This is a genomic window from Geodermatophilus saharensis (genome assembly GCF_900188205.1).
GTDB classification, from domain to species: Bacteria; Actinomycetota; Actinomycetes; order Mycobacteriales; family Geodermatophilaceae; genus Geodermatophilus; species Geodermatophilus saharensis.
The window spans coordinates 125633-145215 of sequence record NZ_FZOH01000006.1 but is presented as its reverse complement, the minus strand read 5'-3'; the positions used below and the strand labels follow the sequence as shown (position 1 = coordinate 145215).

The window sequence follows — 19583 nt, the reverse complement described above, 5'->3', positions numbered from 1 at the left end:
GGAGCGAGGAGGGATGACGTCGTGAGCGGGCTGACCGCGCCGAAGGGCACCTTCGACGTCCTGCCGCCGGAGTCCGCGCGCTTCCTCGCCGTCCGCGAGACGCTCACGGCGCCGCTGCGGAGGGCCGGGTACGGCTACGTCGAGACGCCGGTGTTCGAGCACACCGAGGTCTTCTCCCGCGGCGTCGGGGAGTCCACCGACGTCGTCACGAAGGAGATGTACACCTTCGACGACCGCGGCGGCCGCTCGCTCACGCTGCGCCCGGAGCTCACCGCCGGGCTGGTGCGGGCCTTCATCGAGCACCGGCTGCACACCGGGCCGCTGCCGGTGAAGCTGTGGACGGTCGGCTCGGCGTTCCGCTACGAGCGCCCGCAGGCCGGCCGGTACCGGCACTTCACCCAGGTCGACATGGAGGCGCTCGGCGTCGACGACCCCGCGCTCGACGCCGAGGTGGTGGCGCTGGGCGTGCAGGGCTTCCGCGACCTGGGGCTGACCGACTTCGAGCTGCTGCTGACCTCGCTCGGGGACGCGACCGACCGCCCGCCCTACCGGGAGAAGCTGGTCGAGTACCTCGAGAAGCTCGACCTCGACGAGGAGACCCGCCGCCGGGCGGAGATCAACCCGCTGCGGGTGCTCGACGACAAGCGGCCGGAGGTGCAGGCCCAGCTCGACGACGCCCCGCTGATGGTCGACCACCTGTCGGACGCCACCCGGGCGCACTACGACGCCGTCCGCCAGCACCTCACCGACCTCGGCGTGACCTGGACCGAGGCGCCCCGGCTGGTGCGCGGTCTGGACTACTACACGAAGACGACCTTCGAGTTCGTGCACTCCGGGCTGGGCGCGCAGTCGGCGATCGGCGGCGGCGGGCGCTACGACGGGCTGTCGGCGGCGCTGGGCGGTCCCGACGTGAGCGGCATCGGCTACGCCGTCGGCGTCGACCGCACCCTGCTGGCCGTGCAGGCCGAGGGGCTCGACGTCGCCGCGGCCGCCGGGGTGCGGGCCTTCGTCGTCCCGCTGGGCGCCGAGGCCAAGCGGCTGGCGGTGCGGCTGGTCGGGCAGCTGCGGCAGGCCGGGGTACCGGCCGACACCGTCTACGGCGACCGCGGGCTCAAGGGCGCGATGCGCGCCGCCGAGCGCTCGGGTGCCTCGCACGCGGTCGTCGTCGGGGAGCGGGACCTGGCCGACGGCGTCGGCCAGCTGAAGGACCTGCGCACGGGGGAGCAGCGCGCCGTCCCCGTGGGTGACCTGTTCGAGGCGCTGCGGACGGCGGTGAGCGCGTGATGGAGACCCGACCCCTCGGACGGACCGGCGCGGAGGTCTCGGTCGTCGGCCTGGGCACCTGGCAGCTGGGCGGCGACTGGGGCGACGTCGACGAGGACACCGCGGCCGGTGTGCTCGACGCCGCCCTGGACGCGGGGGTGACGCTGCTCGACACCGCCGACGTCTACGGCGACGGCCGCAGCGAGGAGCGCATCCGCAAGGCGCTCGCCGCGCGGTCGGAGCGCCCGTTCGTCGCCACCAAGGCCGGCCGCCGCGCCGACCCGTTCGAGGCGGCGCAGTACACCCCGGAGAACCTGCGCGCCTGGGTCGACCGGTCGCGGCGCAACCTCGGCGTCGACACCCTCGACCTGGTGCAGCTGCACTGCCCGCCGACGGCGGTCTACTCCGACCGGCGGGTGTACGACGCGCTCGACGCCATGGTCGACGACGGCGCGATCGCCGCCTACGGCGTGTCGGTGGAGACCGTCGCCGAGGGACTGACCGCCCTCGAGCACCCCGGCGTGCAGAGCATCCAGGTGATCCTCAACGTGTTCCGGCGCAAGCCGCTGGAGGAGCTGCTGCCCGCGGCCGCCGCGGCCGGCGTGGGGATCCTGGCGCGGGTGCCGCTGGCCAGCGGGCTGCTGTCGGGACGCTTCACCGAGTCCACGACGTTCGGCGCCGACGACCACCGGAACTACAACCGCCACGGCGAGGCCTTCGACGTCGGCGAGACCTTCGCCGGGGTGCCGTACGAGGTCGGCGTCGCCGCGGCCCGCGAGTTCGTCGAGATCGCGGGGGACCGGGCGCCCGCGGCGGTCGCGCTGCGCTGGGTGATCCAGCAGCCCGGCGTCACGTCGGTCATCCCCGGCGCCAGCCGGGTGGAGCAGGTGCGGTCCAACGTCGAGGCCGCCGCCCTCCCGCCGCTGACCGACGCCGAGCTCGCCGACCTCGAGCGCCTCTACGACGAGCGCATCCGGCAGCACGTGCACGACCGCTGGTGAGCTGACCACCCCCACGAGAGAGAGACCCCTGTGCTCCGCACCCACGACGCCGGCACGCTGCGCGCGTCCGACGCCGGTTCCACCGTCACCCTCGCCGGCTGGGTGGCCCGCCGGCGCGACCACGGCGGCGTCGTCTTCGTCGACCTGCGCGACGCCTCGGGCTACGTCCAGGTGGTCGTCCGCGAGGAGGAGGCGCACGCCCTCCGCAACGAGTTCTGCGTGCTGGTCACCGGCGAGGTGCGGCAGCGGCCGGCCGGCAACGAGAACCCCGAGCTGCCGACGGGCGAGGTCGAGGTCGCGGCCACCGAGCTGCGCGTCCTCTCCCCGGCGGCGCCGCTGCCGTTCCCGATCGAGACCGACCAGGCCGCCTCCGACGACGTCCGCTACAAGTACCGCTACCTCGACCTGCGCCGGCAGGGCCCGGCGCGGATCCTGCGGCTGCGCAGCGAGGTCAACCGGATCGCCCGCGGCGTCATGGCCCAGCACGGCTTCGTCGAGGTCGAGACGCCCGACCTCACCCGCTCCACGCCGGAGGGCGCCCGCGACTTCCTGGTGCCGGTGCGGCTGCAGCCGGGCAAGTGGTACGCGCTGCCGCAGTCGCCGCAGCTGTTCAAGCAGCTGTTGATGATCGGCGGGCTGGAGCGCTACTACCAGATCGCCCGCTGCTTCCGCGACGAGGACTTCCGCGCCGACCGGCAGCCGGAGTTCACCCAGCTCGACCTCGAGATGAGCTTCGTCGAGCGCGACGACGTCCTGGCCGTCGTCGAGTCCGTCGTCGGCGCGCTGTGGCGGGAGCTGGCCGGGTACGAGGTCCCCGAGATCCCGCGGATGACCTACCGCGAGGCCATGGACCGGTTCGGGTCGGACAAGCCCGACCTGCGGTTCGGCATCGAGCTCACCGAGCTGACGGAGTTCTTCGCCGACACCCCGTTCCGGGTGTTCCAGGCCCCCTACGTGGGCGCGGTGGTCATGCCCGGCGGCGGCTCGCAGCCCCGGCGCGCGTTCGACGCCTGGCAGGACTGGGCCCGCTCCCGCGGCTACCGCGGCCTGGCCTACGTCACCGTCGCCGAGGACGGCACCCTGGGCGGGCCGGTGGCCAAGAACGTCTCCGACGCCGAGCGCGAGGGGCTCGTGGCCGCCGTCGGCGCGCAGCCCGGGGACTGCGTGTTCTTCGCCGCCGGGCCGCGCCGGTCCTCGCAGGAGCTGCTCGGCGCGGCGCGCAACGAGATCGCCAAGCGGCTGGAGCTGGTCGAGCCGGGGTCGTGGTCGTTCCTGTTCGTCGTCGACTTCCCGATGTTCGAGCAGACCGAGGACGGCGACTGGACCTTCATGCACCACCCGTTCACCTCGCCCACCCCGGAGTGGCGGGACCGCTTCGCCGAGGACAAGGGCGCGGCCCTCTCCGACGCCTACGACCTGGTGGTCAACGGCAACGAGCTGGCCAGCGGCTCGGTCCGGATCGCCGACCCCGAGCTGCAGGAGCGGGTGTTCGAGACCCTCGGCATGTCCCGCGAGGAGGCCCGCGAGCGGTTCGGGTTCTTCCTCGAGGCCTTCTCCTACGGCCCGCCGCCGCACGCCGGCGCCGCCCTGGGCTGGGACCGGCTCACCGCGCTGCTGGCCGGCGTCGACTCCATCCGCGAGGTCATCGCCTTCCCGAAGACCGGTGCCGGCTTCGACCCGCTGACCGGCGCCCCGACGCCGATCACCGACGCGCAGCGCAAGGAGGCGGGCATCGACGCCGCCGCCGAGGAGCCGGCGCTGCCCGGCCAGCCCGGCGCGCCGGGGCCGAGCGACCCCACCCGCTGAGGTCCCGGCCGGGCCGGCTCACCCGGCCCGGTCGGCTCGGTCGGCCACCTCGGGTGGCCAGACGACGGCGAAGCGCTCGAAGACCACCTCGAGGTCGTCGTCCCACTCCTGGCCCAGGGCGGCGAGCGTGCGGGTGAAGTAGCGCAGGTGCCCGGCCAGCCAGTCGGCGCGGGTGCGGTCGCCCTCGCCCTCGTCCCAGGCGAAGGCGTCGTCGACGCTGTCGAGCCGGCCCACGCGCAGCTCGGTCGAGCGCAGCACCGCCCGGGGCCGCCCCTCGCCGTCGCAGGCGATCCAGTGCCCGCCGATGCGGGGGAGCGGCTCGCCCTCGCGCGCGAAGTCGTCGACCAGCCCGGCGGTGGCCCGCTTGGTGCCGGCGAGCACCAGCGCGATCAGCTCGTCGGCCAGCGCCCGGCCGTCGCCGAAGCGCTCGACGGGCGGCTCGTCCTCGGGCGGGCCGCCCGCCGGGCGGGTGGCGGCGTAGTCCCGCCACATCGCGGCGGCCTCCTCGCGGCGCAGCGTCCCCGGCGCGTCGTCGGTGGTCATGTGGGCTCCTCCTCGGCTCGGTAGCGTCGCGGGCATGCCGCTGCGTGCCCGCACCCTGCTCGGTCCCGGTCCCTCCAACCCCTACCCGGAGGCGACCGTCGCCCTCGGGCAGCCGCTGCTGGGCCACCTCGACCCGGTGTTCCTCGGCATCCTCGACGAGACCTCCGAGCGGCTGCGCACGGTGTTCGGCACCGCCAACCGCCGCACGCTGCCGCTGTCGGCGACCGGGTCGGCGGGCATGGAGGCGTCGTTCGTCAACACGGTGGGCCCCGGCGACGTCGTCGTCGTGGCGGTCAACGGCCTGTTCGGCCAGCGGATGGTCGACGTCGCCTCCCGCTGCGGCGCGGAGGTGGTGCCCGTCGAGCACGAGTGGGGGCAGCCGGTCGACGCCGAGCGGGTGCTGGCCGCGCACCCCTCGCCGAAGCTGATCGCCGCGGTGCACGCCGAGACCTCCACCGGTGTGCGCTCGGACCTGGAGCCGCTGGCCGCCGGGAAGGGCGACGCGCTGCTGCTGGCCGACTGCGTCACCTCCCTCGGCGGCATCCCGGTGCGGCTGGACGAGTGGGGCGTGGACCTGGCCTATTCCGGCACGCAGAAGTGTCTGGGCGTGGCCCCGGGCCTCGCGCCGTTCACCATCTCCGACCGGGCGTGGGAGCGGCGGATCGAGAAGCCGCAGAGCTGGTACCTCGACCTCGGCATGCTCGGCGGCTACGCCGGTGAGGCCGCGGGCTCCGGGGGCCGCACCTACCACCACACCGCGCCCACCGGCATGGTGGTCTCGCTGCACGCCGGGCTCGGCCGCGTCCTCGACGAGGGCCTCGAGGCGGTGCACGCGCGGCACGCCGAGGCCGGGCGGCTGCTGCACGAGGGCCTGCAGGAGATGGGCCTGGAGCTGTTCGCCGCCGAGGGGCACCGGCTGCCGGAGCTGACCACCGTGCGGGTACCCGAGGGCGTCGACGCGGCGGCGGTGCGCAAGGAGCTGCTCGAGCGCTACGACCTGGAGATCGGCGGCGGGGTCGGCGCGTACGCGGCCACGGTCTGGCGGATCGGGCTCATGGGGCCCAACGCGGCGCCGGACAGGGTGGCGCTGGTGCTGGCCGCGCTGCGGGAGGTGCTCGGCCGCTGAGCTGCGCCCGCTGACCCGGCCGAGTGCGCAGTCGCGGTCGCCGTCCCCGGCGCGTCCGCGCGTGTCGTCGACCGCGACTGCGCACTCGGCCGGCGGTCACCACCGGGCGCCGCGGCTCCGCAGGGCCCCGGCCACCCGGGACAGCACCCGGTCCCGCCGGTCGAGGTCGTCCTCGCCGAAGCGCAGGACGAGCCATCCGTGCGCGGCCATGAGCGAGTACCGGTCGAGGTCCCGTAGGAACTGCCGGCGCTCGGCGTGCTGGCGTCCCTCGTACTCCAGCGCGATCCGCCACTGCTCGTAGCCGAGGTCCGCGTGGGCCACGGTGCGACCCCGGCGGTCGACGACGGGTTGCTGCGGCACGGGGTCGGGCAGCCCGCTCGAGACCAGCCAGTAGCGGATGAGGCTCTCCGGCCGGGAGGCGGCCAGCGGCGTCAGCAGGGGAGCGCCCTGCCGGGCCCGGACCACGCCACGGACGCCGTCGGCCCGGTCCAGCCGCTCGGCGAGCGCCGCGGCGTCGAGGTGCCCGGCCCGGTACAGGGCGTCCCCGACGGCGACCAGCTCCGCGCCCGGCAGTCGGGCGGCCAGGTCCAGCCAGGTCTGCGGACCGCTGGTGACCGGGAGCCCCGCGACCCGGACCTCGTCCCGGGCGGTCAGGTCGCGCACGTGGACGCGGACGCGCTGCCGGCGGGCCCGGTACACGCCCGGCCGCACGGCGAACTCCAGCGGCCACGACGCCCGCAGCGGTGCCCCCAGCAGGACGGCCGCGGTGCGGTGGGAGGCGACCGTGCCCGCCGGGAGGACGGCGAGCGCGGCACGCGCGGCGCTCGCCGTCGTCAGCGCGACCGACCGCGAGACGTAGGCGCCGCGGGTGACCCGGACGCCGTCGCTCGCGCGCTGGGCGCGGGTCAGCTCGGCCAGGTCGGCGGCCGCGCGGGTGTAGACGGGTGGGAGGACGTACCGGGTCACGCACCGACGCTCGCCCCGACGGCGCCCGCCGGCCGGGGGCCGCGGGCACCGGTGGACGAGCGCTGCGCCTGTGGATCCCGGCCGGGTGCGCAGTCGCGGTCGCCGGCCCCGGCGCGTCCGCGCGTGTCGTCGACCGCAGGTGCCCACTCGGCAGGGACACGACGACGGCGGGGCCCCGGTCCACCCGGACCGGGGCCCCGCCGCCGGTCGGGTCAGGACTCGATGTTGGCCATGACGTGCTTGACGCGGGTGTAGTCCTCCAGGCCGTACAGCGAGAGGTCCTTGCCGTAGCCGGAGTGCTTGAACCCGCCGTGCGGCATCTCGGCGACCAGCGGGATGTGCGTGTTGATCCACACGCAGCCGAAGTCCAGCCGCTTGCTCATCCGCATCGCGCGGCCGAAGTCCTTCGTCCACACGCTGGAGGCCAGGCCCAGCTCGACGCCGTTGGCCCAGCGCACCGCCTCGTCCTCGTCGGTGAACCGCTGCACGGTGATCACCGGGCCGAAGACCTCGCGCTGCACCATCTCGTCGTCCTGCCGCAGGCCCGCCACGACCGTGGGCTCGACGAAGAAGCCGCGGTCGCCCTGCCGGTGCCCACCGGCGGTGATCTGCGCGTGGTCCGGCGCGCGGTCGAGGAAGCCGGTGACGTGCGCGAGCTGGTTGGCGTTGTTCACCGGCGGCACCAGGGCGTCCTCGTCCTCGGCGCCCTTCGCGTAGGTGGTGGCGGTGGTGCGGGCCTGCTCGGTCAGCGCCGCGACGAAGTCGTCGTGGATGCCGGGGCCGGCCAGCACGCGGGAGGCGGCGGTGCAGTCCTGCCCGGCGTTGAAGTACCCGGCGACGGCGATCGCCTCGGCGGCGGCCTCGAGGTCGGCGTCGTCGAAGACGACGACCGGCGCCTTGCCGCCCAGCTCCAGGTGCACCCGCTTGACGTCCTTGGCCGCGGCGCCGGCGACCTCCATGCCGGCGCGCACCGACCCGGTGATGGCCACCAGCTGCGGGGTCCGGTGCTCGACCAGCGCCCGGCCGGTGTCGCGGTCGCCGCAGACGACGTTGAGCACGCCCGGCGGCAGGATCTCCGCCGCCAGCTCGGCCAGCCGCAGCGTGGTGACCGGCGTGGTGTCGCTGGGCTTGAGGACGACGGTGTTGCCGGCCGCCAGCGCCGGGGCGATCTTCCAGACCGCCATCATCATGGGGTAGTTCCAGGGCGTCACCTGGCCGACGACGCCGATCGGCTCGCGGCGGACGAAGCTGGTGTGCCCCTTCATGTACTCCGCGGCGGCCTTGCCCTCCAGCGTGCGGGCCGCGCCGGCGAAGAAGCGGATCTGGTCGACCATCGGGGGGATCTCCTCCGAGGCGGTCAGCCCGATCGGCTTGCCGGTGTTGCGGCTCTCCAGCGCCACCAGTTCCTCGGCGTGCTCCTCCACCGCGTCGGCCAGCTTCAGCAGCGCCTGCTGCCGCTCCGACGGGGTGGTGTCGCGCCAGGTCTCGAACGCGTCGGCGGCCACCCGGTAGGCGCGGTCGACGTCCTCGGCGCCCGACACCGGGGCCGAGGCGAACACCTCGCCGGTGGAGGGGTCGACCAGGTCCATCCGGCGCCCGTCGGCAGTGTCGACGTGCTCACCGCCGACGACGTTGCGCAGCTCGAGCTTCTCGCTCACTCCAGGTCCCTCTCGTCCGACGTCTGTGCTGATCCAGTCGTCATGGTGCTACCGGACCGCTGATCGGTCCAGTGTCGGACTCCGATCCCTGCGGAATCCCCGGGTCCTCCGCCTCCACCTCGGCGAGCAGCTCGGACCCGGTGACGACCCGGTGGGCGAAGTGCCGGTGCATCCAGGCCAGGTGGTCGTGGCGGCTGCGCATGATCCGCAGCGTGTCCCAGTTGGGGAACACCTGCTGCAGCACGTGCTCCTGCATCAGCCGCGGGTCGACCTCGTAGACGTGCTCGAAGGTCGTCTGCGCCACCTCGCTGGCCCGCACCGGCGCCGGCGGGGTGTGCTGCTCGGCGAACCGGTACGGCGCGGTCGCCGCGGGGCCGGGAGGAGCCGGGGCGGCGGGCCGGTCATCGGTTCTCATCGGTGGTGTCCCTCCCGTAGGCCCGGTCGAGCAGGTACTTGCCCGGGTTCATCACGTTGTTGGGGTCCAGCGCCCGCTTGACCTCGAGCATCACGTCGAAGCCCCGGCCCAGCTCCTCGGGCAGCAGGTCGACCTCGCCCTCCCGGCAGGAGCCGTGGCAGGCGCTCATCGACCCGCCGTGCGCGATCGCCACCGCGGCGATGTCGCGCTTGGCCTGCACCCACGCCGCCCAGGCCGCGTCGTCGAGGCGCTGCTCCCAGATGCCGACGTCGATCTCGGTGAGGTAGTCGACCCCGGTGGCGCCGGAGGTGTAGGCGAACATGCCCCAGTCGTCGAAGACGTCGGTCCGCCGGCGCAGGTCGGCCATGATCTCGTGCCAGGCCCGGCTGACGGCGGGGACGGCGGAGAAGTTCACCGCGGCGTCCTCGCAGTGCCACGACATCGGGATGACCTGGCCGTCCTTGGTGCGGCCGTGCAGGGGAGTGGCGTACCGGTCGTGGCGGGCGGCCCAGTCGCCCTCGGAGATCTCGTCGCCGAGGTAGCGGGCGCCGTGCTCCCTGGCGATCCGGAACAGCCGCTTGCCGCCGGCGCGCACCTCGTCCTCGTAGCCGTACATGACCGCGCAGACCAGCGCCCGGACGTCGGCCGGCTGCGGGATGTAGGCCTCGTCGTCGCGCCGCAGATAGGCGACCTTGTGCTCGTCGAAGAGCACCGCGCCGGCGAAGGTGGCCACCCCGGCGCGGGCGAGCGCGCCGGTGCAGGCGTGGGCGGCGTCGTAGTCGTCGAACGCCCAGAACGGCGAGAGCTCGGCCTCGGGCTTGGGGAACAGCTTCAGCGTCGCCTTCGTGGCGATGCCGAGGGTGCCCTGGTGGCCCATGAACAGGTGCTTGAGCTGGTAGCCGCTGGAGCTCTTGCTGATCTTGCGGCCGATGCCGTCGCCGACGTGCAGCACCTCGCCGGTGGGCAGCACGTGGTCGAAGCTGAGCACCAGGTCGCGGGTGTGGCCGTAGCGGGCGCCGATCAGCGACCAGCCGCTGGTGCCGATCCGGCCGCCGACCAGCGAGCACGGGTAGGACGCCGGGTCGTCGGGGTAGAACAGCCCGTGCTGCGCCAGCCGCTCGTTGAGCTTGAGCATGTTGATGCCCGTGCCGACGGTGACGGTCCGGTTGACCAGGTCCAGCTCGTGGATCTGGTTCATCTTCTTGACGTCGACGACGATGCCGCGGCGGTGCGGGACCGCGCCGTCGGTCAGGCCGGTACCGCCGTCGCGGGGGACGACGGGGATCTCCAGCTCGTTGGCGATCCGCACCACCGCGGCCACCTGCTCGGTGGAGGTGGGCATGACCACCACGTCCGGGACCCGCTCGGACCACCGGTGCACCGGGAAGGGCGCGGGCACCCGGGCGCGGTTGTAGCGGTCGGTCTTGGCGAGCAGGACCTGGTCGTCGGCCAGCACCGGCCGCAGCGCCGCGACCAGTTGGTTGAGCCGGTCCTCGCCGAGCGGCTCGGTGGTGAAGGGCGCCGGTTCGGTCCCCATCGGTTCGGTCCCCATCGGTTCGGTCATCGTCATGGTCAGTGCCCCCCGCACCCGCAGCCGCCGGACCCGGTGCCGCAGCCGCCGCCGCACCCGCCTCCACCACCTCCGCAGCCGGTGCCGGTGGCCCGCCGGGCGCGGCCGGGGACGCCGGTGCGCTCCTGGGCCAGCCGGCGGTCGCCGACGTCGCCGCGGGAGCCGCCGACGGTGATGCCCAGGGACTGGGCGAACAGCTCGTGCAGGTCGACGACGTCGATGTCCTGCGCGTCGCCGGCCTCCGACAGCGGGCGCTCCGACCAGGGGCAGGCGCTGACGAGGGTGTCGACGTCGAGCTCGGCGGCGCGCTCCAGGCGCAGCGCGCTGATCTTCGCGGTGAGCTCGGGCTTCTCGATCGGCAGGCCACCGCCGCCGCCGGAGCAGTAGGACCACTGGGTGACCCGGTCGACGTCCTCGAAGCGCAGCCCGGGGATGGCGCGCAGCAGCTCCCGCGGCTCCGCCCAGATGCCCTTGCGCTTGTTGAGCCGGCACGGGTCGTGGTAGGTGATCGCCCGGTCCACGGGCACCGACGGCGTCAGCCGGCCCTCGCGCAGCAGCTGGGCGAACACCTCGATGACGAGCACGACCTCGATGTCGAACTCCTCGCCGAAGTAGCGCGGGTAGTCCTCGGTGAAGCTGATGTAGTCGTGCGGGTCGAGCACCAGCAGCCGCCTGGTGCCGGTGGCCCGCCAGTCGTCCAGGTTGTGCCGGGCGAAGCGCTTGGCCTGCTCGGCGTAGCCCATCTCCGCGGCCGGCCCGCCGCAGCACCACTGCTCGCCCATGAGGCCGAACTCGTAGCCGGCCAGCTGCAGCACCTGCGCCACCGCGCGGGGCACCGACGTCCGGTAGAACGCGGCCTCGCAGTCGACGAACAGGACCGTCTCGCCGCCGACCGGGATGTCGAGGCCCTCGGCCCAGTCGCGCACCCGCTCCTGGCTGACCGGGGTCTCGCCGAGCACCGGCTCGTGGGTGCGCAGGTCGGTGCGCTGGTTCCAGATCTGCCAGCTCGGCTGGTGCACGCCGCTCTCGACCGCCAGCGAGCGCACCGCCTTGACGACGTCGACGGTGCGGGTGCGGAAGCGGTAGAAGTCGCCGGTGAACAGCGTGTTCGGGCAGCGCAGCTCGCACGCGCCGCACTGGGTGCAGTTGACGTAGTCGGCGGCGACGTCCTCGATGTCGAGCTCGCCGCGCTCCATGGCGACGACGTTGGCGTGGAACGCCGTGGGCGTCCACGACTCGTTGCGCTCCACCTGGGTGACCGGGCAGACCTCGCGGCAGAACTTGTGGCCCGAGGAGTAGCAGTTGTACGAGGCGTTGCGCCACTGCTCGACGAAGGCCGCCGTCCTCGGGTCCTGGCGCGGCGGGGGGATCGGCCCGGCCAGCGTCTCGGGGTAGTCCGCCAGCTCCGGCGGGTTGGACGGGGCGCCCGGGGTGAACGGCTCGGAGAGGGCGTCGACACGGGGGCTCGTCCCCGTCGCCCGGTCGGGCTCGACCTGTGTCACTGCGTGCTCCTCGTCACAGGGTGGCTGGGGTGTGCGTCACGCTAGCCACGAAAACCTATGGATTCAACGGTTAAGACAGCAGATCCCCGGTGTCACACTGGGGGACCACCCGTCACAGGAGGCGAGCGTGCAACTGCTCAGCGGGGACGCCCGTCGCGCGGTCTTCGCCCCCCTCGACGACGGCGCCCTGCGCAGCGAGGCGGTGGTGCGCCGGGTGGGCAGCGCCATCGCCCTGGGCCTGCTCGGCGACGGCGAGCAGCTCCCGGCCGAGACCGAGCTGGCCACCATGCTCAACGTCTCGACGATGACCCTGCGCGAGGCGCTGGCCGAGCTGCGCGGGCTCGGGCTGGTCGCGACCCGCCGCGGCCGCGGCGGGGGCAGCTTCGTGCAGGCCCGCGACGACGTCCTCGCCGAGCTCGCCGACGCCCGGTTGGCCGAGCTGGCCACCACCGACCTGCGCGAGCTCGGCGACGTGCACGGCGCGGTCGCCTCGGCCGCCGCCCGGCTCGCCGCGACCCGGGCCTCCCGCGTCGAGATCGCCCGGCTGCGCGACATCGTCGACCGGCTGGCCCGGGCCGACACGGTGACCGGGCAGCGACGGGCCGAGGGCCGCTACTACGTCGAGCTGGCCGCCTGCGCGCAGTCGGTGCGCCTGACCATGCAGGAGATGGACCTGCACCTCGAGCTGGGGCAACTGCCGTGGCCGCCGGCCCACGCGCCCGGGCTGCTCGACCGCATCGTCGCCTGCCACCGCGCGGTGCTCGACGCGATCGAGGCCCGCGACCCGGCCACGGCGCGCACGCTCACCGAGGAGCACGTCGAGGCCCGCACGCGGTGGTCGATCGAGCTGCGGCTGCGCGGGGGCGAGGGGACCGCCGACCGCCGGGAGGTCTCGTGACCGCCGCCGTGCCGGAGACCGTGGCCGCGGTCGTCGGAGAGGTCGTCGAGGGGGTCTTCGCCACGGTCGCCGAGGTGCACGCCGCGGCGCTGCGGCCGGCCGCGCGCGAGGGGTTGCGGACCGGCCGGCCGGTCCTCGACGACGACGTCCGAGAGCTGCTGCACCGGCCCGGCCAGCTCGCCGTCGGGCTCGGGCTGGTCGTCGCGCCGCGCCCCGACCGCGGCCTGCCGCTGCGCCTGGAGTGGTGGCAGCTCGACCCCGACGGCGGCCGGCTGCGCACGCTCGAGCCCGACCTGCGGCCGACCAGCCTCGGCTACTACGACTACACGGCGGCCGAGTGGTTCGACGTCCCCCGCCGGACCGGGCGGCGGCACGTCGTCGGCCCCTACGTCGACGTCCACGGCACCGGGCGGTACCTGCTGACGCTGACCGAGCCGGTCGTCGTCGACGGCGAGTTCGTCGGGGTGGCCGGGGCCGACGTCTCGGTGGGCCGCTTCGAGGCGCACCTGCTGGGCCGGCTCGGCCCGGGGGCGCCGTTCCTGCTCCTCAACGGCGCGGACCGCGTCGTCCTGTCGACCTCGCCGCGGTGGCTGGTCGGCGCGCTGGTCCCCCCGGACGGGATCGCCACCGGGCCGGCCACCGCCGTCCCCGGCGTCCCGTGGCGGCTCGTGCCGGTCGAGGACCGCAGCCTGCTCACCGCCTGAGCCCGGCCTCCGGAGGGAGGCGCGACGGCTCTTGTCCTGTGACCTCTGGCTCTATAGGTTTCGGCGGTCCCTGTGGCCTGGGGCACACCGGCGTCCGCGCCGGCACGCCCCCCACCCTCGCGAGGAGACCGCCCGGTGACCGCACCAGGAGGACCCGTCGGCAGGACCGACGACGACGCCCAGCTCGCTGCTCTCGGGTACTCCCGCGAGTTCGACCGGAGCATGGGCCTGTGGGCCAACATGGCCCTGGGCTTCACCTACCTGTCGCCGCTGGTCGGCGTGTACTCGCTGTTCGCCTACAGCCTCTCCATCGGGGGGCCGCCGGCGATCTGGTGGATCGTCATCGTCGGGTTCGGGCAGCTGCTGGTCGCGCTGGTCTTCGGCGAGGTCGTCTCGCAGTACCCGCTCGCCGGCGGCATCTACCCGTGGACCCGGCGGCTGTGGAACCGGCGCTACGCCTGGATCGTCTCGTGGGTCTACATCTGGGCGATCATCGTCACCGTCACCGCGGTCGCCGAGTTCGGCGGCGGGTTCGTGGCCGCGCTGTTCGGGATCGACGCCACCCCCGGCGTCGTCCTCGCCACGGCGGTGGCGCTGCTCGTCGTCGCCTTCTGCGTCAACTACAGCGGCACCCGCACCCTCGCCCGCATCGCCCGCATCGGGCTGGCCGCCGAGCTCGTCGGCGTCGTCGCGCTCGGGCTGTTCCTGCTGCTGTTCCGCCGCGAGCAGCCCTTCGGCGTCTTCTTCGACACCCTCGGCGCCGGCGGCGGCGAGGGCTACCTCGGCACCTTCCTCGCCGCGGCGCTGTCCGGGCTGTTCCTCTTCTACGGGTTCGAGGCCTGCGGCGACGTCGCCGAGGAGGTCGCCGACCCGGCCCGCCGCATCCCGCGGGCGATGATCCTGACCATCCTCGTCGGCGGGGTCTCGGGCTTCCTGTCCTACGCCGGCTACGTGCTGGCCGCCCCCGGCGCCCAGCTACAGGCGATCATGGCCGGTGAGGACGTCGACCCGATCCCCACCATCCTGGAGAGCGCGCTGGGGACCGTCGGCTCGAAGGTCTTCCTCGTCGTCACCGTCGTCGCGTTCGTCTCGTGCGTGCTGTCGCTGCAGGCGGCCGGCAGCCGGCTGCTCTACGCCTTCGCCCGCGACCGGATGCTCCCGGCCAGCGGCTGGCTGTCGCACGTCTCCAGCCGCCACTCGGTCCCGACCAACGCGCTGCTGGTCGTCTGCGTCGTCCCCGTGCTCATCTGCCTGTTCGTCTTCTGGCGGCCGGACTCCCTGGCCCGCGTCACCGCGTTCGCCGTCCTCGGCATCTACGTCGCCTTCCAGGCCGTGGTGCTCGCCGCGCTGCGGCAGCGGCTGCGCGGCTGGCGCCCTGCGGGGGTGTGGAACCTCGGCCCGGCCGGCCTGGTGGTCAACGTCCTCGCGCTGGCCTACGGGGTCTTCGCCATCGTCCTGCTGATCAAGCCCGCGCCGGGCACGGAGACCTTCCTCGACCGCTGGATCGTCGCGATCGGCCTGGCGATCGTCGCCGGCACCGGGCTGCTGTACCTGTTCGGCGCCCGGCCCGACCGGCACTCTGCACACGTCCCCGAGGGCGACGCCCGCGAGGTGGCCGCACAGCTCCAGCAGATCCGGCGGGACGCCGGTGTCCCGGTGAGTGAGGAGATCCGATGAAGTTCAGCTACGCGATGCTGCCCGACTACCCGCTCGAGGAGTCGCTGCGGGCGATCGAGCTCGCCGACGAGCTCGGCTTCCACGCGGTGTACGCCGCGGACGAGACCTGGCACAAGGACCTGTGGCTGCTGTTCGCGGCCGCGGCGGCGCGCACCTCGCGCGTCCGGATGGGCCCGAGCGTCTCGGCGGTCACCCTGCGCGAGCCGACCCTCATCGCCCAGGCCGCCGCGACCCTCGACGAGCTCACCGGCGGGCGGGCGGAGGTCGTCCTCTCCAGCGGCAACTTCGGCCTGCTGGCCCAGTACAAGACGGACTGGAAGACGACCAAGCCGCTCTCGCGCGTCGTCGAGGGCGTGAAGGTCATGCGCACCTTCCTCGACGACGGCGCCATCACCTTCGACGGCGAGTTCTTCTCCTACGACGGGCTGTTCACCTTCGCCCGGCCGGTGCAGCAGCACCTGCCGGTGAAGATGGGCGCGATGCGCGGGCCGAAGTCCTTCCAGGCCGCCGCCGAGCACTCCGACGGCTGCCACCACGCGCTGAGCTACACCCGCGAGGCCTACGAGTACGCCGCCGAGAACCTGCGCGCCGGCGCCGAGCGGGCCGGCAAGGACTGGACGACGCTGGACTTCGGCGCGTGGGTGGTCGTCTCGGTCGGCCGCGACTCCGCCGCCGCCAAGGACGCCGCCCGCAGCATGGTCGGCATCTACGCCTCCTCCATGCCCGCCGAACAGCTCGAGCGCAACGGCGTGGACCCGAAGAGCCTCGAGCCGATCATCGACGCGATCGCCGGCGGGGACCTCGCCAAGGGCATCGAGCTGACCAGCCCGGAGATCGCCGACAAGCTGTCGTTCTCCGGCACGCCCGAGGAGGTCACGGCGAAGATCAAGGAGATCGAGCCGACGGGGGTCAACCACCTCATCGCCGCCATCACCGACGCCTCCCTGGTCAAGGCGTTCACCGGCCGCGAGCTGGCCGGGGTGGCCACCGTCGACGAGCAGCTGCGGCTCATCCACGACGAGGTCATGCCCGCCTTCTGAAGGACCCTCTTGCCCCCCACCCCTCGATGGCGCTCGGCGTGGGCCCGTGCACGAGGGCCGTTCCAGCACCGCGGCATGGGCCCGGCCTCCCCGGGGAGGCCGGGCCCCTGTGGCGTTCAGCCGCCCTCGCGCATCCCCCAGGGCGAGCCGTAGGCAGTCAGCAGGTCGAGGAAGGGCACCGCGTCGAACGCCTCCGGGCCGAGCACCCCGCTGCCCCGCCACCGGCCGGTGGCCAGCAGCTCGAGGGCGACCACGGGGTTGACGGCGGTCTGCCAGACCACGGCCTGGGACCCGTACTCGGCCATGGACCAGGCGTTGTCCACCACGTGGTACAGGTAGACCTGCCGCGGGCTGCCGTCGGTGCCCGTGCCGGACACCCACAGGCCGGCGCAGGTCCGCCCGGTCATGAGCTCACCGAGCGTGGCGGGGTCGGGCAGGGCCGCGGCGACCAGGTCGCGCGGGGCGACCTCGACGTCCCCGACGCGGACCGGCGTCGTCGAGTCCAGGCCGGTGGTGTGCAGGGCCTTGAGCACGGAGATGAACTCGCTGCCGAGGCCGTACTTGAAGGTGACCCGGCGGGCGTCGACCCAGCGCGGCATGAGGAGCACCTCCTCGTGCTCCACGTTGACGCACTCGACCGGGCCGATGCCCTCGGGGAAGTCGAAGACCTCCGGCTCGCTGAAGGGCTCGGTGGTGTACCAGCCCCGGTCCCGCTCCCACACCACCGGCGGGTTGAGGCACTCCTCGATGGTGGTCCAGATGCTGAACGACGGTGCGAACGCGTGGCCCCGCACGGTCAGGTCCGACCCGTCGCGGACCCCGAGCTCGTCGATCCCGGCGAACAGGTGGTCGGCGGCGTAGCGGGCGAACACGTCGGACAGGCCCGGCTCCACGCCCATGCCCACGAGGGCCAGCCGCCCGGCCGCCTCCCACTCGGCGGCGAGGGCGAACTGCTCGTCGCCGAGCTTGACCCCGGTCTGCTCGTACGGGCGCTCGGGGTGCGGGCGCGACAGCGACATCGCCATGTCCAGGTAGTCGACGCCGGCCGCGAGCGACGCCCGGAACAGCGGCATGACGAACCGCGGGTCGGTGGCGTTGAGCAGCGCGTCGCAGCGGTGCTCGGCGAGCAGGGCCCGGACGGAGGCCTCGTCGGCGGCGTCGACCCGGGCGGCGACCAGGCGGGGGTCGCCGGTCGCGGCCACCGCCTTCTCGGCACGGGCCGGGTCGAAGTCGGCGACGACGAGGCGTTCCAGGAAGCCGCGGCGCGCCGCGATGGCCGTCACCGCGCTGCCGACACCGCCGGCGCCGACCAGCAGGATGCGCATGTCCACCTCCACGGGAGGCGGCCACCCTAGCGACGAGTTCCGCAGCGAGGACAGGTCTGCGAACGCCGAACCCTTGTCGAACGGGCGATCTGCTGCCATAACCGTCGCATGAAGCCGGATCCAGCCGACTCCGTGGTCCGCCCCGGGGACGAGGCGACCCTCCGTCCGGGCGCCATCGGGTTCCTCGACGCCCTCGTGATCGGCCTGGCCTCCACCTCGCCGGCCTACTCGCTGGCGGCCATCATCGGCGCGCTGGTGGCCCTCACCGGGGTGCACGCCCCCGGCGTGCTCCTGGCCTCCTTCGTGCCGATGCTGCTCATCGCCTCGGCCTTCGCCGCCCTCAACCGGGTCGACCCCGACTGCGGGACGACGTTCTCCTGGGTCACCCGCGCCATGGGGCCGTGGGCCGGGTGGATCGGCGGCTGGGCCATCACGATGACCGGCGTCCTGATCATCGGGTCGCTGGCCAACGTCGGCGTCGTCTTCACGCTCCGGACGCTGGACCTCGACTCGCTGGCCGACAACACCGCCGTCGTCCTCGTGCTGACCGTCGCGCTGATCCTGCTCATGACCTGGATCTGCGTGCTCGGCACCGAGCTGTCGGCCCGGCTGCAGAACGCGCTGATCCTCGCTCAGACCGCGGCCCTGCTGGTGTTCGCCGCGGTCGCGATCTACCGCGGGGTGACCGGCGACAGCCCGCTGGGCGGCCTGGACCCCGGCTGGAGCTGGCTGAACCCCTTCGGCGCGGGCGGCGCGGCGCTCTCCGGCGGGCTGCTGCTCGGCGTGTTCGCCTACTGGGGCTGGGAGTCGGCGGTGAACCTCACCGAGGAGACCCGCGACTCCACCTCCACGCCCGGCCGCGCCGCGATCGTGTCCACCCTCGTCCTGCTGGTCACCTACGTCGCCGTCGCGATCGCGGTGCTCGCCTTCGCCGGCACCGACTACCTCGCCGACAACGCCGACGAGGAGGAGGCGATCTTCGCCCTGCTGTCCACCGAGGTGATGGGCGGCTGGGACTGGGTGGTCCTGCTGTCGGTGGCCACCGCGGCGATCGCGTCCACCCAGACGACGATCCTCCCGGCCTCGCGCACCGGCCTGTCGATGGCCCGCCGGCACGCGCTGCCCCGCCGGTTCGGGCACATCTCGCCGCGCCACCGCACCCCCGACGTCTCCACCTGGTGGGTCGGCGTCATCGCCAGCGTCTGGTTCGTCGTGGTGAGCCTGGTCAGCGAGAACGCGCTGTTCGACTCGATCACCGCGCTGTCGCTGCTCATCGCCTTCTACTACGCGCTCACCGGCATCGCCTGCGCCGTCTACCACCGCCGGCGGCTGACCCGCAGCGTGTCGGCGTTCCTGCTCATCGGGCTCGGCCCGCTGGTGGGGGCGGGGCTGCTCATCTGGCTGCTGGTGCTGTCGATCCGCGACCTCGCCGACCCGGCGAACTCCTACACCGGCCAGGCGTGGCTCGGCGTGGGGCCGCCGCTGGTCATCGGCGTCGGGATCTTCCTCGTCGGTCTCGTGCTGATGGTCGTCTGGCGGACCCGGGACGGGCGGTACTGGCAGGAGCGGCCCGGGATCGCCGGGGAGCGCATCGACGTCGACGAGGACCTGCGATGAGCATCGTGCTGGGCTACGACGAGTCGCCGGGGTCGCGGCCGGCGCTGGCCACGGCGATCTCGCTGGCCGCCCGGTTCGGCGAGCCGCTGGTCCTCGTCTACGGCGTCGAGCCGCCCGGGGGGATGGGGGAGGAGTTCCAGGCCCACCAGCGGGCGCTCACCGAGATCGGCCGCACCGCGGTCGCGCACGCCGTCGAGGAGGCACAGGCAGCCGGCGTCGCGACGGTGGTCGAGGTGCTGTCCCAGAAGCCGGCCCAGGCGCTGGTCGAGGCCGCGCACCGGCACGACGGCCGGTTCATCGTCGTCGGCACCCGCGGGGAGAGCCCGCTGCGCGGCGCCTTCCTGGGGTCGGTGTCGCACAAGCTGCTGCACCTGTCCGACCGCCCGGTGCTGTGCGTGCCCGTGGGGGGAGACGAGGCATAGGAAGCTCTCCGCACGTCCTGGGCGCCAGGACGTGCGGAGAGCCTCCTGTG

General features: G+C 73.9%; 17 protein-coding genes. 10 read left to right on the top strand and 7 right to left on the bottom strand.

Translation table 11 applies throughout. The features are described 5' to 3' along the window. The first annotated feature begins 21 nt into the window (after positions 1-21). From hisS to aspS, 3 genes are read left to right on the top strand one after another with little or no spacing between them, the layout of a single operon-like run. Positions 22-1284 carry a histidine--tRNA ligase gene (gene hisS / locus CHC04_RS15690; RefSeq protein WP_089404884.1) on the top strand — a complete coding sequence of 421 codons (1263 nt, stop codon included), beginning with the start codon at positions 22-24 and terminating at the stop codon, positions 1282-1284. Beyond that, positions 1284-2264 (top strand): aldo/keto reductase, encoded by a 981-nt coding sequence (locus CHC04_RS15685; RefSeq protein ID WP_089404883.1) that lies wholly within the window; start codon positions 1284-1286, stop codon positions 2262-2264. The genes hisS and CHC04_RS15685 overlap by 1 nt, the downstream gene beginning before the upstream one ends. 30 nt (positions 2265-2294) lie before the next feature. After that, positions 2295-4070, top strand: coding sequence for an aspartate--tRNA ligase (gene aspS / locus CHC04_RS15680; RefSeq protein WP_089404882.1), 1776 nt, complete (start codon positions 2295-2297; stop codon positions 4068-4070). An 18-nt stretch (positions 4071-4088) separates the two neighbouring features. Here the strand turns inward: aspS and CHC04_RS15675 are convergent, their stop codons facing one another. After that, positions 4089-4613 carry an ASCH domain-containing protein gene (locus tag CHC04_RS15675; protein ID WP_217897396.1) on the bottom strand — a complete coding sequence of 175 codons (525 nt, stop codon included), beginning with the start codon at positions 4611-4613 and terminating at the stop codon, positions 4089-4091. 34 nt (positions 4614-4647) lie between these two features. Between CHC04_RS15675 and CHC04_RS15670 the strand changes: the two genes are divergently transcribed. Then, positions 4648-5739: a pyridoxal-phosphate-dependent aminotransferase family protein gene (locus CHC04_RS15670; RefSeq protein WP_089404881.1), complete on the top strand. Its 1092-nt coding sequence runs from the start codon at positions 4648-4650 to the stop codon at positions 5737-5739. Between the two features lie 96 nt (positions 5740-5835). Here the strand turns inward: CHC04_RS15670 and CHC04_RS15665 are convergent, their stop codons facing one another. The 5 genes from CHC04_RS15665 to CHC04_RS15645 form a co-directional block, all read right to left on the bottom strand. Then, complete coding sequence (locus tag CHC04_RS15665) at positions 5836-6705, bottom strand: endonuclease domain-containing protein (protein WP_089404880.1); 870 nt, start codon at positions 6703-6705, stop codon at positions 5836-5838. Positions 6706-6917: 212 nt separating this feature from the next. Then, entirely contained in the window at positions 6918-8363 is a 1446-nt protein-coding gene (locus CHC04_RS15660) for a gamma-aminobutyraldehyde dehydrogenase (protein WP_089404879.1), read from the bottom strand. A 40-nt stretch (positions 8364-8403) separates the two neighbouring features. Continuing rightward, positions 8404-8778 carry a hypothetical protein gene (locus CHC04_RS15655; protein ID WP_176450033.1) on the bottom strand — a complete coding sequence of 125 codons (375 nt, stop codon included), beginning with the start codon at positions 8776-8778 and terminating at the stop codon, positions 8404-8406. Then, entirely contained in the window at positions 8765-10315 is a 1551-nt protein-coding gene (locus CHC04_RS15650; RefSeq protein WP_089405029.1) for an FAD-binding oxidoreductase, read from the bottom strand. The genes CHC04_RS15655 and CHC04_RS15650 overlap by 14 nt, the downstream gene beginning before the upstream one ends. Positions 10316-10350: 35 nt before the next feature. Then, positions 10351-11850, bottom strand: coding sequence for a (Fe-S)-binding protein (locus CHC04_RS15645; protein WP_217897395.1), 1500 nt, complete (start codon positions 11848-11850; stop codon positions 10351-10353). 127 nt (positions 11851-11977) lie between these two features. Between CHC04_RS15645 and CHC04_RS15640 the strand changes: the two genes are divergently transcribed. The 4 genes from CHC04_RS15640 (at position 11978) to CHC04_RS15625 (ending at position 16169) form a co-directional block, all read left to right on the top strand. Continuing rightward, positions 11978-12748: a FadR/GntR family transcriptional regulator gene (locus CHC04_RS15640; RefSeq protein ID WP_089404878.1), complete on the top strand. Its 771-nt coding sequence runs from the start codon at positions 11978-11980 to the stop codon at positions 12746-12748. Continuing rightward, complete coding sequence (locus CHC04_RS15635; protein ID WP_089404877.1) at positions 12745-13452, top strand: cache domain-containing protein; 708 nt, start codon at positions 12745-12747, stop codon at positions 13450-13452. Before CHC04_RS15640 ends, CHC04_RS15635 begins: the two co-directional genes overlap by 4 nt. Positions 13453-13587: 135 nt before the next feature. Next, the gene (locus CHC04_RS15630) at positions 13588-15129 is read left to right on the top strand and encodes an APC family permease (RefSeq protein WP_217897394.1); all 1542 of its coding nucleotides are present in this window, start codon (positions 13588-13590) and stop codon (positions 15127-15129) included. Further along, positions 15126-16169: an LLM class flavin-dependent oxidoreductase gene (locus CHC04_RS15625; protein WP_089404876.1), complete on the top strand. Its 1044-nt coding sequence runs from the start codon at positions 15126-15128 to the stop codon at positions 16167-16169. The genes CHC04_RS15630 and CHC04_RS15625 overlap by 4 nt, the downstream gene beginning before the upstream one ends. 116 nt (positions 16170-16285) lie before the next feature. On the opposite strand, the gene CHC04_RS15620 is transcribed toward CHC04_RS15625, so the two are convergent. Continuing rightward, positions 16286-17494 (bottom strand): saccharopine dehydrogenase family protein, encoded by a 1209-nt coding sequence (locus tag CHC04_RS15620; RefSeq protein ID WP_089405026.1) that lies wholly within the window; start codon positions 17492-17494, stop codon positions 16286-16288. A 108-nt stretch (positions 17495-17602) separates the two neighbouring features. Between CHC04_RS15620 and CHC04_RS15615 the strand changes: the two genes are divergently transcribed. Further along, positions 17603-19111, top strand: coding sequence for an APC family permease (locus tag CHC04_RS15615; RefSeq protein WP_089404875.1), 1509 nt, complete (start codon positions 17603-17605; stop codon positions 19109-19111). Then, positions 19108-19533: a universal stress protein gene (locus CHC04_RS15610; RefSeq protein ID WP_089404874.1), complete on the top strand. Its 426-nt coding sequence runs from the start codon at positions 19108-19110 to the stop codon at positions 19531-19533. The genes CHC04_RS15615 and CHC04_RS15610 overlap by 4 nt, the downstream gene beginning before the upstream one ends. Positions 19534-19583 lie beyond the last annotated feature (50 nt).

Excerpts from the sequence above, each read along its gene's own strand:
- CHC04_RS15610 (WP_089404874.1), top strand. The coding sequence starts at position 19,108 with ATGAGCATCGTGCTGGGCTACGACGAGTCGCCGGGGTCGCGGCCGGCG.
- CHC04_RS15655 (WP_176450033.1), bottom strand. The coding sequence starts at position 8,778 with ATGAGAACCGATGACCGGCCCGCCGCCCCGGCTCCTCCCGGCCCCGCG.
- CHC04_RS15685 (WP_089404883.1), top strand. The coding sequence starts at position 1,284 with ATGGAGACCCGACCCCTCGGACGGACCGGCGCGGAGGTCTCGGTCGTC.
- CHC04_RS15650 (WP_089405029.1), bottom strand. The coding sequence starts at position 10,315 with ATGGGGACCGAACCGGCGCCCTTCACCACCGAGCCGCTCGGCGAGGAC.
- CHC04_RS15675 (WP_217897396.1), bottom strand. The coding sequence starts at position 4,613 with ATGACCACCGACGACGCGCCGGGGACGCTGCGCCGCGAGGAGGCCGCC.
- CHC04_RS15620 (WP_089405026.1), bottom strand. The coding sequence starts at position 17,494 with ATGCGCATCCTGCTGGTCGGCGCCGGCGGTGTCGGCAGCGCGGTGACG.
- CHC04_RS15670 (WP_089404881.1), top strand. The coding sequence starts at position 4,648 with ATGCCGCTGCGTGCCCGCACCCTGCTCGGTCCCGGTCCCTCCAACCCC.
- CHC04_RS15615 (WP_089404875.1), top strand. The coding sequence starts at position 17,603 with ATGAAGCCGGATCCAGCCGACTCCGTGGTCCGCCCCGGGGACGAGGCG.
- CHC04_RS15625 (WP_089404876.1), top strand. The coding sequence starts at position 15,126 with ATGAAGTTCAGCTACGCGATGCTGCCCGACTACCCGCTCGAGGAGTCG.